General features: G+C 71.7%; 8 protein-coding genes and 1 pseudogene. 2 read left to right on the top strand and 7 right to left on the bottom strand.

Annotated elements, in window-relative coordinates:
- Positions 1 to 4 precede the first annotated feature (4 nt).
- The 5 genes from ACFPQ9_RS07325 to ACFPQ9_RS07305 all read right to left on the bottom strand — a co-directional run bounded on the left by ACFPQ9_RS07325 (position 5) and on the right by ACFPQ9_RS07305 (position 7,110).
- Positions 5 to 2,833, bottom strand: coding sequence for an NHLP bacteriocin export ABC transporter permease/ATPase subunit (locus ACFPQ9_RS07325; protein ID WP_380848524.1), 2,829 nt, complete (start codon positions 2,831 to 2,833; stop codon positions 5 to 7).
- Between the two features lies 1 nt (position 2,834).
- On the bottom strand, positions 2,835 to 5,057 hold the full coding sequence (locus ACFPQ9_RS07320) for an NHLP family bacteriocin export ABC transporter peptidase/permease/ATPase subunit (protein ID WP_380848522.1): 2,223 nt from the start codon (positions 5,055 to 5,057) through the stop codon (positions 2,835 to 2,837).
- On the bottom strand, positions 5,054 to 5,860 hold the full coding sequence (locus ACFPQ9_RS07315; protein ID WP_380848519.1) for an HlyD family efflux transporter periplasmic adaptor subunit: 807 nt from the start codon (positions 5,858 to 5,860) through the stop codon (positions 5,054 to 5,056). Before ACFPQ9_RS07315 ends, ACFPQ9_RS07320 begins: the two co-directional genes overlap by 4 nt.
- Before the next feature lie 145 nt (positions 5,861 to 6,005).
- Complete coding sequence (locus ACFPQ9_RS07310; protein WP_030052098.1) at positions 6,006 to 6,221, bottom strand: hypothetical protein; 216 nt, start codon at positions 6,219 to 6,221, stop codon at positions 6,006 to 6,008.
- A 475-nt stretch (positions 6,222 to 6,696) separates the two neighbouring features.
- Positions 6,697 to 7,110, bottom strand: coding sequence for a PaaI family thioesterase (locus ACFPQ9_RS07305; RefSeq protein ID WP_380848515.1), 414 nt, complete (start codon positions 7,108 to 7,110; stop codon positions 6,697 to 6,699).
- A gap of 188 nt (positions 7,111 to 7,298) precedes the next feature.
- On the opposite strand from ACFPQ9_RS07305, the gene ACFPQ9_RS07300 reads away from it, so the two are divergent.
- Positions 7,299 to 8,609, top strand: coding sequence for a S1 family peptidase (locus tag ACFPQ9_RS07300; RefSeq protein WP_380848512.1), 1,311 nt, complete (start codon positions 7,299 to 7,301; stop codon positions 8,607 to 8,609).
- 137 nt (positions 8,610 to 8,746) lie between these two features.
- Here the strand turns inward: ACFPQ9_RS07300 and ACFPQ9_RS07295 are convergent, their stop codons facing one another.
- Complete coding sequence (locus tag ACFPQ9_RS07295) at positions 8,747 to 10,897, bottom strand: SpoIIE family protein phosphatase (protein ID WP_380848509.1); 2,151 nt, start codon at positions 10,895 to 10,897, stop codon at positions 8,747 to 8,749.
- Positions 10,898 to 11,193: 296 nt separating this feature from the next.
- Here ACFPQ9_RS07295 and ACFPQ9_RS07290 point away from each other — a divergent pair, with 296 nt between their 5' ends.
- Positions 11,194 to 11,802, top strand: coding sequence for a LuxR C-terminal-related transcriptional regulator (locus tag ACFPQ9_RS07290; protein WP_380848506.1), 609 nt, complete (start codon positions 11,194 to 11,196; stop codon positions 11,800 to 11,802).
- 240 nt (positions 11,803 to 12,042) lie between these two features.
- Here ACFPQ9_RS07290 and ACFPQ9_RS07285 read toward each other — a convergent pair.
- Positions 12,043 to 13,203: pseudogene (locus ACFPQ9_RS07285) on the bottom strand (ATP-binding cassette domain-containing protein); the annotation flags it as partial.
- Positions 13,204 to 13,623 lie beyond the last annotated feature (420 nt).

Here is a 13,623-nt window from a genome sequence, read left to right as displayed (position 1 = left end):
CGGCTCAGGCCATCTGACGCCGCACCAGCTCGTGCAGCCGCCCGCCCGTGTCCGCGAGCAGCTGTGCCGGCGGGCCCTGCTGGGCGACCTTGCCGTCCTCCATCACGATCACGCGGTCGGCGTCCAGCACCGTGGACAGGCGGTGCGCGATGACGATACGGGTGGCGTTGAGGGCCCGCGTGGACTCGATGACGGTGCGCTGCGTCTCGTTGTCGAGGGCGCTGGTCGCCTCGTCGAAGAACAGGATGCGCGGCCGGCGGATCAGCGCCTGGGCGATCATCAGGCGCTGGCGCTGCCCGCCGGAGATCGCGCCGCTGCCCGAGACGATGGTGTGCAGCCCCATCGGCATCCGCTTGATGTCCTCGGCCAGACCCGCCATCTCGGCCGCCGCCAACGCCTCCTCCGGCGTGTACGGCTCGGTACCGCAGATGACGTCCAGGATCGACCCGGTGAACGGCTGGGCGTGCTGGAGCACCACCCCGCACTGCCGGCGCACGGCCGACTGGTCGAGCGCCGCCAGGTCCTGCCCGTCGTACAGCACACTGCCCGAAACCGGCTTGTCGAAGCCGATCAGCAGCCTCAGCAGCGTCGACTTGCCGCAGCCGCTGGGGCCGACGATCGCCACGAACTCGCCCGGCCGGATGTCGAAGGAGACGTCGTCCAGGACGAGGGGACCGTCGTCGGAGTACCGGAAGGACAGGCGGCGCGCCTCGATCGAACCGGTCAGCGGGCCCGGCCGGGTGCTCGCCGTGCGCACCTCCGGCGTGGCCTCCAGGACCGGCTTGATCTCCTCGAACAGCGGCAGCGCGGCCACCGCTGAGACGAACGCGCCCGTCAGCTGGGTGACGGAGGTCAGCAGCATCGTCACCGAGGTGTTGAAGGTGAGGAACGCCGCCGCCGACATCGTTCCGCGGGCCGGCCCCGCCAGCAGCATGAACATCAGCAGGGTGCACAGCGGCAGATACACCGCGCCCATCACCGTGGTGAGGTTCTTGATCCGCCCCACCTTCTGCTGGAGCTCACGGCTGTGCGCGAACTGCGACGCCCACGCCGCGTAGGCGTAGTTCTCGGCCGCCGCGACCCGCAGCTTCGGCAGTCCGCGCAGCGTCTGGAACGCCTGGTTGTTGAGCTTGTTGTTCAGCACCACAAGGCGTCGCTGCCAGCGCACCTGCCACAGTCCCAGCCCCAGGAACACGGCGGCGATGACGACGAGCATGCCGATCGCCGCCAGCGCCATCGGCACGCTGTACCAGAACAGCAGCGCCAGGTTCATCGCGCCCACCGTCACCGACGAGGCGACCACGGGGCCCACGCCGGCCATCAGCCGCCGTATCGCACTGATGCCCATGGCCTGGCTGGCCAGCTCACCGGTCGAGCGCTGGGTGAAAAACTTCGTGGGCAGCCGCAGCAGCCGGTCCCACAGGGCCGGTTGCAGCGTCGCCTCGATACGGCCCTCGAGACGCAGGATCGTCAGGTTCTGCAGCAGCATGAACGCCGCCGCCACCACACTGCTGATCATCACGGCCAGACAGAACTGCACGATCAGCCCGGTCTGCGCCTTCGGCACGAACTCGCCGAGCACCTTGCCGGTCGCGATCGGCACCAGCGCACCGATCGCGACGGTCACCAGGCCGCTGACCATCAGGTTGGTGAGGTCGCCGCCCGTGCCCCGCATGCTGAACCGCAACAGCCTCAGGGGGCTCAACTCACGGTCGGGCAGCGGGCGGTAGAACATCACCGCACGCGGCTCGAACTCCTCCGCGTTCGCCTTCTCGATCGGCGTCTCCCTGCCGGTCGCCGGATGCACGGCGACATAGCCGCTCCGCCGCCACAGCAGCGCGACCGGAGCACCCGAGAGCGCCCGGTGACCCACCAGCGGCCCAACGTTGTCCCGCCACCAACGTCCGTCGAGGCGTACGGACCGGGTCCGCACCCGTGAGGCGATGGCCACCCGCTCCACCGGGTCCAGCCGATCGCTCTCGGTCCCGCTCTGCGCGGGCTCGGACAGGGTGATCCCGGCCGCCTCGGCGACCAGCTTGCAGGCGGCATAGCTGGCGTCCGCGTCGGCGGCCGTCGTCCGCTTGTCGCCGCGCTTGCCGATGGACGCCAGCAGCGTCCGGTCGGCCTGCGCACGCACCGCCTCGCCCGCCTTGATGCCCTCGGCGGTGCGGTTCTCGTGGGTGCGCTCCAACTGCTCGATCCAGCGGTCCAGCGTGGTCAGCAGGCGGTACTGCTGGTCCACCATGGACTGCCAGACCGCCGGGTCCATCAGCAGATCGGCGGCCGCCTCCGCGCCGTACAGCGAGCCGTACTGCACACTCCCGGGCGGCACCTGCATCCAGAAGACGTCGTCGTCGGTGACCTCCGCCGCCCGCTCGGTGGCCATCGGCGCCTGGAAGAGGATGGTGAGGCTGCGGCCGACGCCGAGGGCGAGGGCGTACTCCAGGGGGCTCGTCTGCGGTGGGACGTACTGCGGGTTGCCGTACTCGTCGTAGGACCAGGTCTGGGTGTTCGCGGGCTGGTACAGCTCGCGCAGCCCGATGCGGTGCACGACGCAGTCCCTGAGCGGACGGGCGACCAGCGTGTGCTGCGGCCCCGGGACCGGGCCGAGCAGCAGCGAGCCCGCCTCCAGGCGGCCGAGGTGGTGCCAGTGGCCCTGCTGGCCGGCGTCGACGGCGAACAGGTCCACCGCGCCGGACGCGACCAGCCACAGCACCTGCGGGCCTTCGAGATCGATCCGGTTGAAGCCGGTGCAGTCGATGCGCGTGCCCATCCGGCCGAGCGCGTCGAGGACGAGGTCTCCCCCGTGTTCTCCTGCGTGGACGGAGGTCATCTCACCGCTCCCTGACCAGAGCCGCGTACGCGCCGCCGCGCGCCACCAGCTCCTCGTGCCGCCCGCGTTCGACGATCGTGCCGTGCTCCAGTACGACGATCTCGTCGCTGTCGCGCACGGTGCTCAGCCGGTGCGCGATCACCACACAGGCACAGCCGCGCTTGCGCAGGTTGTCCATCACGACCAGCTCGGTCTCCGCGTCCAGCGCGCTCGTCACCTCGTCGAGGACGAGGATGCTGGGGCGGCGCACCAGCGCCCGCGCGATCTCCAGGCGCTGGCGCTGCCCGCCGGAGAAGTTGCGCCCGTCCTGCTCGACCCTGCTGTGGATGCCGCCGGGGCGGCGCGTCACCACGTCGTACAACGCGGCGTCGCGCAGCGCTTCCACCACCGCGTCGTCGGGGATCGACGGGTCCCACAGCGCCACGTTGTCGCGGACGGTGCCCTCGAAGAGGAACACCTCCTGGTCCACGAAGGAGACGGAGGAGGCGAGGGCGCCGCGCGGGATGTCGTCGATGCGCTGGTCGTCGATGCGGATGACGCCCTCCCAGGGGGCGTACAGGCCCGAGATCAGCCGGGAGACGGTGGACTTGCCGCTGCCGGAGCCGCCGACCAGGGCGACCTGCTGGCCGGGGCCCACGGTCAGGTCGAAGCCCGTCAGCAGGGGCTTGTCGAGAGGGCTGTAGCCGAAGGTGATGTTCTGCAGCTCGACGTGGCCGTGCAGGCGACGCGTCGACTCGCCGGTGCCGGGGCGGCCGTAGAGCGGGTCCGCCTCGAAGTTCTCGACGTCCTTGAGACGGGCCACGTCGGCGGCGAAGTCCTGGATGCGGCCGGCGACTCCGTTGAGGCGGGTGATCGGGGCGGTGAAGCGAGTGACCAGGGCCTGGAAGGCGACCAGCAGACCGACGGATATGCCGCCCTCGACCGCGCGCATCCCGCCGATCCAGAGGATGAGGGCGCTGTTCAGCGTGGCGAGGGTGGGGGCGACGACGCCGAGCCAGGCGCTGGGCACGCCGAGCCGCTGCTGTTCCTCCAGCGTGGTGGCGTGCTGCCCGGCCCACTTGCGGAAGTAGCCGTCCTCACCGCCGGTCGCCTTCATCGTCTCGATCAGCTGAAGGCCGGTGTACGCGGTGTTGGTGAGCCGGGCGTTGTCCGCGCGCAGCTTGGCGGTGCGGGTGGCGCGCAGGCGGATGACGACACGCATGGCGACCACGTTGAGAAGCGCCACGCCTATGCCTACGAACGTGAGCTGCGGGTCGTAGGTGTAGAGGAGGATCGCGTAGAGGATGACGACCACCGCGTCCACGCCCGCCGCCGCGAGGTCGCGGGCCAGGGTCTCGGCGACGGCGTCGTTCGACTGGAGGCGCTGCACCAGGTCGGCCGGGCTGCGCTGGGAGAAGAACGTCACCGGCAGCCGCAGCAGATGGCGCAGGAACTTCGCGCTCGACAGGGTCGAGGAGATGATGCGGCCGCGCAGCAGGTTCGCCTGTTGCAGCCAGGTCAGCACCACCGACAGCGCGACGCAGGTCCCCATCGACGCGAACAGCACGCCCAGCAGGGAGGTCTGGCCGCCGATGAGGAACATGTCGATGTAGGTGCGGCTGAGCGCGGGCACCGCCGCGCCGACCACCACCAGGAGCAGGCTAGCCAGGACGGCGGCGGGCATCGTGCCGGCGGTGCCGCGCAGCCGGGCCGGCATCGCGCCGAGCACGCCCGGCTTGCGCCCGCCCTTGGTGAAGTCCTCGCCGGGCTCCATCACCAGGACGACACCGGTGAAGCTGCCGTCGAAGTCCTCCATGGGCACGAAGCGGCGGCCCTTGGCGGGGTCGTTGATGTAGACGCCGCGACGGCCGAACCGGCGGCCCATGCCGTCGTAGACGACGTAGTGGTTGAACTCCCAGAACAGGACGGCCGGCGTCTTCACGTCGGCGAGGGCGGCCGTGTCCATCTGCATGCCCTTGGCCGTCAGACCGTAGCTGCGGGCGGCCTTCAGCAGGTTGCTGGCGCGCGAACCGTCGCGGGAGACACCGCAGGCGATGCGCAGTTCCTCCAGCGGGACATGGCGGCCGTAGTGGCCGAGCACCATCGCGAGGGAGGCGGCGCCGCACTCCACTGCCTCCATCTGGAGGACGGTGGGCGTACGGACCGTCTTCGCCTTCCCCTTGGGGACCGGGCGCTTCGGCGGGGCGGCGCGACGCCTGCTGCGCGTCTCCTGTGCGGGGCTCACGGCAGCAGCCAATCGACGGGACGCTCGTCGGCCAGCCGGATCGAGGCGTCGGCCATGGTCATGGAGGTGAGGGAGAACGGCGGCCCGTCCGCGGACGACCACTTGTAGCCGCTCTCGGTGCTCGCCTTCTTGTCCAGCTTGACCAGGACGGCGACCGGCCTGCCGTCCTTGGTGAACTGCTCACCCAGCTGGCTGTCCCCGAGGAACGCGGCGATCTGCTGCGCCGACTGCGCGGAGCGGTCCACCGACTTCACATGGCCGCGCAGCACGCCGTACTCCTGAGTGGGCACGGAGGAGACCGTGAGGTCGACGGCCGCCTTGTCGGGGATGGACGCCGCGTTCTCGGCGGGGACGTACACCGTCGCGTACAGCGGGTCCTCGGTGCGGGCGACCTTCTCGATGGCGGCGACGTTCGCACCGGTGGAGATGATCTGCCCGATGGTGGCGGCGAGCCCGGTGACCCGGCCCGCGGCGACCGTGCGTACGACCGTCTCGCCCTCGGCGGTACGGACCTTCAGCACGGGGGCGTCGGCCGGCAGCTGCTTGCCCTGCTTGGCGAGGACCGCGGTGACCTGGCCGGCGACCGGGCTCTGGAGGATGTAGCTGCCCTGGCCGTGCGTGAGGATGGCGGGCGCGCCGACCGTGGAGGAGACCGAGCCGGTCACCGCCCACACGGACGCGGCGGCCATGACGACCACCGTCACGAAGAGGACCAGCCAGCCCTGCGGGCGGGCGAAGCGCACCGGAAGGTCGAGCTCCTCCGGTGACTGGAGCTTGGCGAGGGCCTGTTGGCGGAACTGCACGGAACTTTCCCTCACCTGAGGATGAGTGGAGACCGGCGCGCGGCGGCCGGTCGTGCTGCGGAGCGGTGCCTGGCTGTCCCACGGCACCCGAAGAGCCCCGGAGCCGGGGAACGGCTCCGGGACTCAGCGGTGACAAAAGGTGCGATCAGAGACCGGCGACCAGGCCGGAAACCGGGGCGGTGTTCAGGCCGGTGACACCCTCCACGGTGCCGACGACCGTGTCGACCAGGCCGGAAACCGGGGCGATGCCGTTGACGGCGTCGAGGGCGCCGTTCACGGCGTTGACCTGCAGGCCGCCGGAGACGTTGTCCAGCTCGGCGTCGGAGATCTCGACGGTCGCAACCTGGGGGGTGGAGTTCATGATGGAACTTCCCTTCCTAATGGGTATTTCACAAGGGGGAGCGGCCCCCTCTGGGGACAGATGACGGCCGCGACCGCGGGCGTCCGGCGCCCGTTTCCGGGAACCGTTCGTGGCCCCCGCGGTGCGATGGATCAAAGCACGCTGCGGGTGCGGCCTTCCAATCAAACGTAGGCCCCACCAGGGAACTTGAGCCCCAGGGGCCCCGATCCGTGCAGACGCGGGCACGTCTTGTCGGCGACTTCTTCACATGCGTCACAGCATCGGCTCGGACGAGCTGTTGCCCCGCCCGGGGAACCTCCCGTCGATGCGGTGGCGAATCCGACACTCCCGCCTCAAGGGGGTGACCGTCGGTAGCCCCCTTGTGCAGAACCTCGGCGCCCGGTGACTTGGTTGAGTATTGAATGTGCAGATTCCCTGAAGCCAAGATTCCGCTCGGGATTCTCCACCGACCGTTACTGACCGGTGGCAGATCGTGTCAGCCCAGAAGGGCGTACACCGTGCTGGCGCGGGCCGCGATTTCCCCTGAACTCTCGTCCGTCATCGCGATGTCGGCGAACGCCATACGGCGGCCCAATTTCGTCACGACCGCTTCGATCAGGACATCCGAACCGAGCACCGCGCGCTGGAACGACGTCGACTGCTGCACCGTCGTCATCGGCCCGTAGGCCCCGCGTGCCGCCGACACGGCGATCACGGTCGCGGTGTCGGCGGCGGCCATCAGCGCCTGCCCCGACAGCGCGCCGCCCTCCCGGGCCAGCCCCTGTGACCAGGGCATGCGCAGGATGACGCGGTTCTCCTCCACCGCCTCGACGGACAGCCCGAGCTGGAGCACCCAGGGGGCGAAGTTGGCGGAGAGGATCTTGTCGGCTTCGGCGCTGGTCATCGTCATATGAGGGATTGTTCCCGCCGCCGGACCCGGGGACGCGGTCCTTGGCCGATTCGGTGTGCCGAGTCGGCTGCGCGTAAACGGAATTGAACGCCCCACCCGGCCCGTGCGTACCAACTGCCAACCAGGCGCCCCGAAGAGTTGCCGCACAGACGGCGGCACAGACCCCGTCCCCCAGGAGGTCGAGAAGTTTGAGTCACAAGCGAATCCCGAAGCGCAAGGCCGCGATAGCGGCGGGCAGCGTGGTGGCGCTCGGAGCGGCGGCGATCCTGCTGCCGAACGCAAACGCATCGCAGGACGGCGCGTCGGACGACGCCGCGGCCCCCAAGACCCTCAAGTCGGCGGACGCGTCGGATCTCGCCTCGCAGCTGTCGGGACTGCTCGGCGACGCCTTCGCCGGTTCGTACTACGACGCGGAGAGCCAGCAGCTCGTCGTCAACGTCATCTCCGGTGACGACAACGACGTGATCGTCCAGGCGAAGAAGGCCGGCGCCAAGGTCCGCGAGGTCGAGAACAGCCTGTCCGAGCTCGCGTCCGGCGCGCAGACCCTGAAGTCCGAGGCGACCATCCCCGGTACGGCCTGGGCGGTCGACCCCAGAACGAACAAGATCCTCGTCACCGCCGACAGCACCGTCACCGGCGACAACTGGGACACGCTGGAGTCGACCGTCAACAGCCTCGGCTCGGGCATGGCGACCATCAAGAAGTCGGCCGGCACCTTCAAGACGTTCCTCTCCGGCGGCGACGCCATCTTCGCCGGTGGCGCACGCTGCTCCGCGGGCTTCAACGTCACCGCGGGCGACGGCACCCCCGCCTTCCTGACCGCCGGCCACTGCGGGGTTGCGGCCGAGCAGTGGTCCGACGCCGAGGGCGGCCAGCCCATCGCCACCGTCGACCAGGCCACCTTCCCCGGCGACGGTGACTTCGCCCTCGTCAAGTACGACGACCCGGCGACCGAGGCCCCGAGCGAGGTCAACCTCGGCGACCAGACCGTCGCCATCAGCCAGGCCGCGGACGCCGAGGTCGGCCTCCAGGTCTTCCGGATGGGCAGCACCACCGGGCTGAGCGACGGTCAGGTCCTCGGACTCGACGCCACCGTGAACTACCCGGAGGGCACGGTCACCGGGCTCATCCAGACCGACGTCTGCGCCGAGCCCGGCGACAGCGGCGGCTCCCTGTTCACCCAGGACGGGCAGGCCATCGGCCTGACCTCCGGCGGCAGCGGCGACTGCACGGTCGGCGGTGAGACCTTCTTCCAGCCGGTGACCACCGCCCTGGAGGCGGTCGGCGCGACCCTCGGCGACGCCGCGGGCGGCGGCGCGGGCGCCGGTGACGAGGCGGGTGCCGGCGAGGAAGCCGGTGCGGGTGAAGAGGCCGGAGCCGGCGAGGAGGCCGGTGCCGGTGAGGAGGCCGGTGCCGGTGAAGAGGTCGGCAACGGCAACGCCGACGGCACGGGCAACGGCCTCGGCGAGATCGTCGGCAACGGCGTCGGGAACAACTGACGCCCTGACACCGGCACACGGATCCCCGTGATCCGGGCTCATTCCGAGTGACGCGGACGCACGTGGTCCGGCCCCCCGGCGGGAGGGCCGGACCGCTCCGCTGTGTGGGGCCCTCGGCTCGGCATCTCTCGGGCCGCTCAACCCCGCGCACGCAACAGCAGCAGCGCCACATCGTCGACCCGCTCATGCACCGACGTGCTGTGCCGCACCAGCAGATCGGCGAGTTCGTCCAGCGGACGGTCACCGGCCTGCGTGAGCAGTCGGCCGAGGTCGGCGAGCGCGTCCTCGATGTCGACACCCGGGGACTCGATCAGCCCGTCCGTGTACAGCACGAGCACACACCCGGGCGTGAGGTCCACCTCCGCCGTCGGATAGGCGGGCGACCCGTCGATGCCGAGCAGCGGGCCACCGGCGAGGTCGAGCACCCGCACCCGCCCGTCCGGCCGCCTCAGCAGCGGCGGCGGATGCCCGGCACGGGCCATCACCGCCCGCCCCCGCGCCGGATCGAGCCACAGATACAGACAGCTGGCGAACAGATCGGAGCCGAGGTCGATCAGCAGCCGGTTGGTGCTGCGCATGACCTCCTCGGGAGAGTGCCCCTCGGTCGTGTACGCCCGTACGGCGGTGCGGATCTGGCCCATCAGCCCGGCCGCCGTGACGTTGTGGCCCTGCACATCCCCGATCACCGCCGCCGTCGGGCCCACTTCCGTCGCCACCAGGTCGTAGAAGTCGCCGCCGATCTCCATGCCCTGGGTCGCGGGCAGATAGCGCGCGGCCGCCTCGATGCCGGGCAGCTCCGGCAGCGAGTGGGGGAGCAGGGCGGCCTGGAGTCCGTGCGCGAGCTGGTGCTTGGCGTCGTAGAGCTGGGCCCGCTCCAGCGCCTGTGCGATGAGCCCGCCCAGACTGGTCAGGACCGCGCGTTCGTCCGCCGGGAAGGGATGCGGCTCGGCATAGGCGAGCACACAGGTGCCGACCGGCCGGCCGGAGGCGATGAGCGGCAGATACGCCCATGCCGCGAAGCCGTCGGGGGCCGCGTACCGCGACGGATACAGCCGCTCCAGCTGCTGCCGTGAGTCGAAGAACGCGGGCACGCCGGTGCTCAGGGCCTGGGTGCCCGGGGTCCGCTCGGCCAGCGGCAGCCCGTCGAACCGCTCCACGACATGCGGGTCGGGATAGCCACGATGGCCCAGGACGTGCAGCCGCCCCGACCGCGATCCCAGGACGACCAGCCCCTGGCTGCCGACTGCCGGGACGATCTCGTCCGCGACGAGCTGCACCACGTCCTGCACGCTCGCCGCCTCGGTGAGCGCGCCGGCCAGGCTCAGCACCTGGGAGATGGTCACCAGCCGGGACGGAGTGTCGCCGGGCTGGGGTCCGCGGCGCGCCATCTCCGCCACCGCCCGCGCCCTGCTGATCCGTACGCTCAGTCCGGTCGTGCTCGGATACATCCGGAAGGACAGCCAGTCGCCGGGCGGGCGCAACGCCACGAACGACGTGGTCTGCTGGCTGAACAGCGCGGCCCGGTAGCGGTCCTCGTAGACGGGGTCGTTGAGCCAGGGCACCGCAGCCCACAGCTGGTTGCCGAGCAGCCGGCTGACGGGGAGGCCGATCAGCTCGGCGGCCGCCGGATTGGCGAAACCGACCCGCCCGTTCAGATCGAGCGAGCACAGCCCGTACGGCAGCCGCGACACCATGCGCGCCGCCTCCACCGTGCCGAACAGGCCGGCCGAGCCGCTGAACGCGGGCCCCGCGATCAGATCGGGCTCCGGCAGGGGCGGGCGGCTCGCCTCGAAGGCCCGCTCCAGCCGCACCGCGAGCCGCCGGCAGGCGGCGGTCAGGTGGTCCCGGTCCCGGTCCGACAGCTCCGGCTTGTGCGAACCCGGCCAGGTCACGAAGATCGCGCCGTAGGCGGTGGTGTCGGTGGCCACGGGCAGTGCGGCCAGCGCGAACGGATACGGCAGCACGACGGCGATCCGCGGGAAGCGGGCCGCCATGTCCTCCTCGCCGGCGATCCAGACGAGCCGCCGCTCGCGCACCGCCTCGGCGACCGGGATCGGCGCGCTCAGGCCGACCCGCTCCCACGGCGCCGCGAACGCCCTCGGCAGCCCCGCCATCACCGCCATCTCCAGCACGGGCTCGTCGGCGGCCAGCAGATATACGCCACCGGAATGCGCGTGCACCTCGTCCATCATCGAGGCCAGCGCAAGCGACAGCAGCGGCCGGCCGACCCGCGTCCGCGCGGCCGCCGGCGCCTGGGCGGGTGTCTGCCCGTCGGACACGCCGACCACCTCCTCCGCGGAGCCGCGCGACGGGTCTCAGGGCTCAAATCTGCCTCCAGAAGGCCCGCGGCGCACGGCGAGCGGCGCCACGCGGGCCGCAGCGGGCCCGCCCATACCCCAGGGCCGTGTGCTCATGCCCCCACAGTCGATGCGCGAAGCGGCGTGCGGGCGCCTCGCGTGCGCCCCCGCGCATCCTGATGGCCGGATCTTCGTGCCCACAGCCGGTCGCAAACGCCAACAATGGGGCACGCGCTCAACACCATGAAAGCGACGGAAACGGCGATCGGCGAGCTGGAGGGGCGGCAGTGATCCGTGTCCTTGTGGTGCACGACGCGTGTCTGGTGCGTTCGGTGCTGGCGGAGTGGTTACGAAGAGAACCCGACCTGGAGGTCCACGACACCTCCTGGCGCAGCGCCCCCGCACGGGTGCGATCGGTGCGTCCCGACGTGTGCGCGGCGGACCTGGAGTACTCGGACACGTACGGCATTCCGCCGCTCGGTGAGCTGCGGGTCCGGGAGATCGGCCGCACGCCGCCGCACCTTCTGGTGCTGGCCTGCGCGAAGCGGCCGGGGCTGCTGCGGCGGGCCCTGGAGGCGGGGGCGCTCGGTTACGTGGACAAGGAGGGCTCGCCGGACCACCTCGTGAGCGCGATCCGCCGCGTGGCTCAAGGGGAACGTTTCGTCGACGACTCGCTGGGCTTTGGCTTCCTCAAGGCCGCCGAGATGCCGCTGACCCGGCGCGAGCTCAGCGTGTTATCCCTCGCCGCGGAAGGGGCGTCCGTCGCGGAGATCGCGGGGAGCCTGCACCTGTCCCACGGGACCGTGCGCAACTACATGGCGGCCATCACCCGCAAGACCGGCGCCCGCAACCGCATCGACGCCATCCGGATCTCGCAGGGCGAGGGATGGCTCTGAGCACGCGTGCGGTCCGGGCGTCCAGGCACCGACGAGCTCGCGGTAGCGCGCCGAGCAGTGCACCAGCTCGTCGTGCGTCCCGTACGCCGTGTCGCGGCCGTCCATCATCAGGACCCGGCCCGCGCGCCGGGCCGAGGTGATGCGGTGGGCGACGACGACCAGGGTGCCGCCGGGTCGGGCCGCGAAGGCGCGTTCCGCGCGTTCCTCCGCCCCCGGATCCAGATGACAGGTCGCCTCGTCCAGCAGGGCCAGCGGGGCGTGCGACAGGTAGGCCCTGGTCAGCGCGATCAACTGCCGCTCGCCCGCGGAGAGCGCCATGGGATCGACCTCGCCGTCGGGCCCACCCAGCGCTTCGAGCAGCGGTACGAGCCCCACGGCGTCGGCCGCGGCGAGGAGCTCCGCCTCGGGGACGGGGTCCGGCCGCAGCAGGGTGAGGTTCTCGGCGAGGCTGCCGGTGAACACGTACGCCTCCTGCGGAATGAGCACCCGCCGCGCGAGGGCGCCCGCCCCGGACACGGCCGCCCCGCACACCCGCACCGTGCCGCTGCGCGGCTGCAGCAGCCCGGCCACCAACGCCGTCAGCGTCGACTTCCCGATCCCGCTCGGTCCGACGACGGCCAGGTGGGAGCCGGAGGGGAGGGTGAGGTCGAGGCCGTCGATGACGGGGACGGCGGTGGGGCCGTAGGCGAAGGTGACGGAGCAGAGGGCGAGGGCGGCCGGGGGAGGAGCGGTCGATGCGTTGTCCCCCGCCGGGCGGACCCGCGCGCCGGGCACTGTGGCGTCCTTGGACTCGGCCGCCCCGGTCCCGTCGGCCCTGCCCCACCCCGGCTTACTCACCACGTCGGCCCGCCGAGTTCCGCCCCCCTCCGGCGCCAGTCGCCGTAGCACCACCGTCAGGCGTGAGCCGCTGGTGCCCAGGCCGTGGACGAGGTTGTGCAGGGCCGGGAGGAGGGACTGGGTGACGTAGGAGAGGGCGCCGACCAGGGCGCCGGTGGTGACACCGTGACGGAGGAGCCAGGGGGCCGTCGCGAGCAGCAGCACGATCGGGAGCTGACCGCCGAGGGCGAGGGCGGCCACGCGTACGACGCCGAAGCGGGCCAGGGAACGCGCGGCCCGCTGCTCGGCGTCCACCAGGTGACCCACGTCGGCGGCGGTCCGGCTCTCCGCACCGCACGCCGTGATGTCCCGCACCCCGGGGCAGACGGCACCGAGCCGGTCGGCCAGGGCCTCGTCGGCCGCGAGGAACGTCTCCTGCCGGCGAGCCAACGGCCGTAGCGTCGCCGTGAACAGGCCGACGCCGGCGGCGAGCGGAGGCAGAACGACGAGCAGCAGCAGCGGGGCGAGCGAGAACAGTCCCGCGAGCGCGCCGAGGGCGGTGAACACGAACGACCGCGAGACCATCACCAGCCCCGCGAAGGTGTCCCGCGCGATCTCCACCTGCTGGGTGAGCCCGGACAGCGCCCCGCGGTCCGCCTCGCGCACCCCGCGTCCCACGACCCGCCGCACGAGCAGGTCCCTGAGCGGTTCGACCAGCGCCGCGACGGCCGCGTACACGCGAGCCGTGCCGTACGCGCCGACCACGACCCCGAGCCCGGCGACACCGAGCCACGCGAGCCCGGTCGCCGTACGCCCCGGCAGGAACCCGTCGTCGAGTGCGCGGGCCGGGGCGTACCCGATGAGGAAGCTCTGCCCCGTCTCCAGCACCGACCACAGGCCGAGCCGTACGACGACCCGCCACCGCTTACGCAGGAACCGCACTCCTCGTGAGGGGAGGTGGCCGGTCATGGGTGGGCCCTCCCGGTCGGGCATGGGACGGCCTGC

Origin of the sequence: Streptomyces coerulescens, from assembly GCF_042657965.1 — a bacterium.
GTDB classification, from domain to species: domain Bacteria; phylum Actinomycetota; class Actinomycetes; order Streptomycetales; family Streptomycetaceae; genus Streptomyces; species Streptomyces coerulescens.
The sequence above is the reverse complement of the archived record's forward strand: the minus strand, read 5'-3'. Positions and strand labels throughout refer to the sequence as shown.

Excerpts from the sequence above, each read along its gene's own strand:
- ACFPQ9_RS07325 (WP_380848524.1), bottom strand. The coding sequence starts at position 2,833 with ATGACCTCCGTCCACGCAGGAGAACACGGGGGAGACCTCGTCCTCGAC.
- ACFPQ9_RS07310 (WP_030052098.1), bottom strand. The coding sequence starts at position 6,221 with ATGAACTCCACCCCCCAGGTTGCGACCGTCGAGATCTCCGACGCCGAG.
- ACFPQ9_RS07305 (WP_380848515.1), bottom strand. The coding sequence starts at position 7,110 with ATGACGATGACCAGCGCCGAAGCCGACAAGATCCTCTCCGCCAACTTC.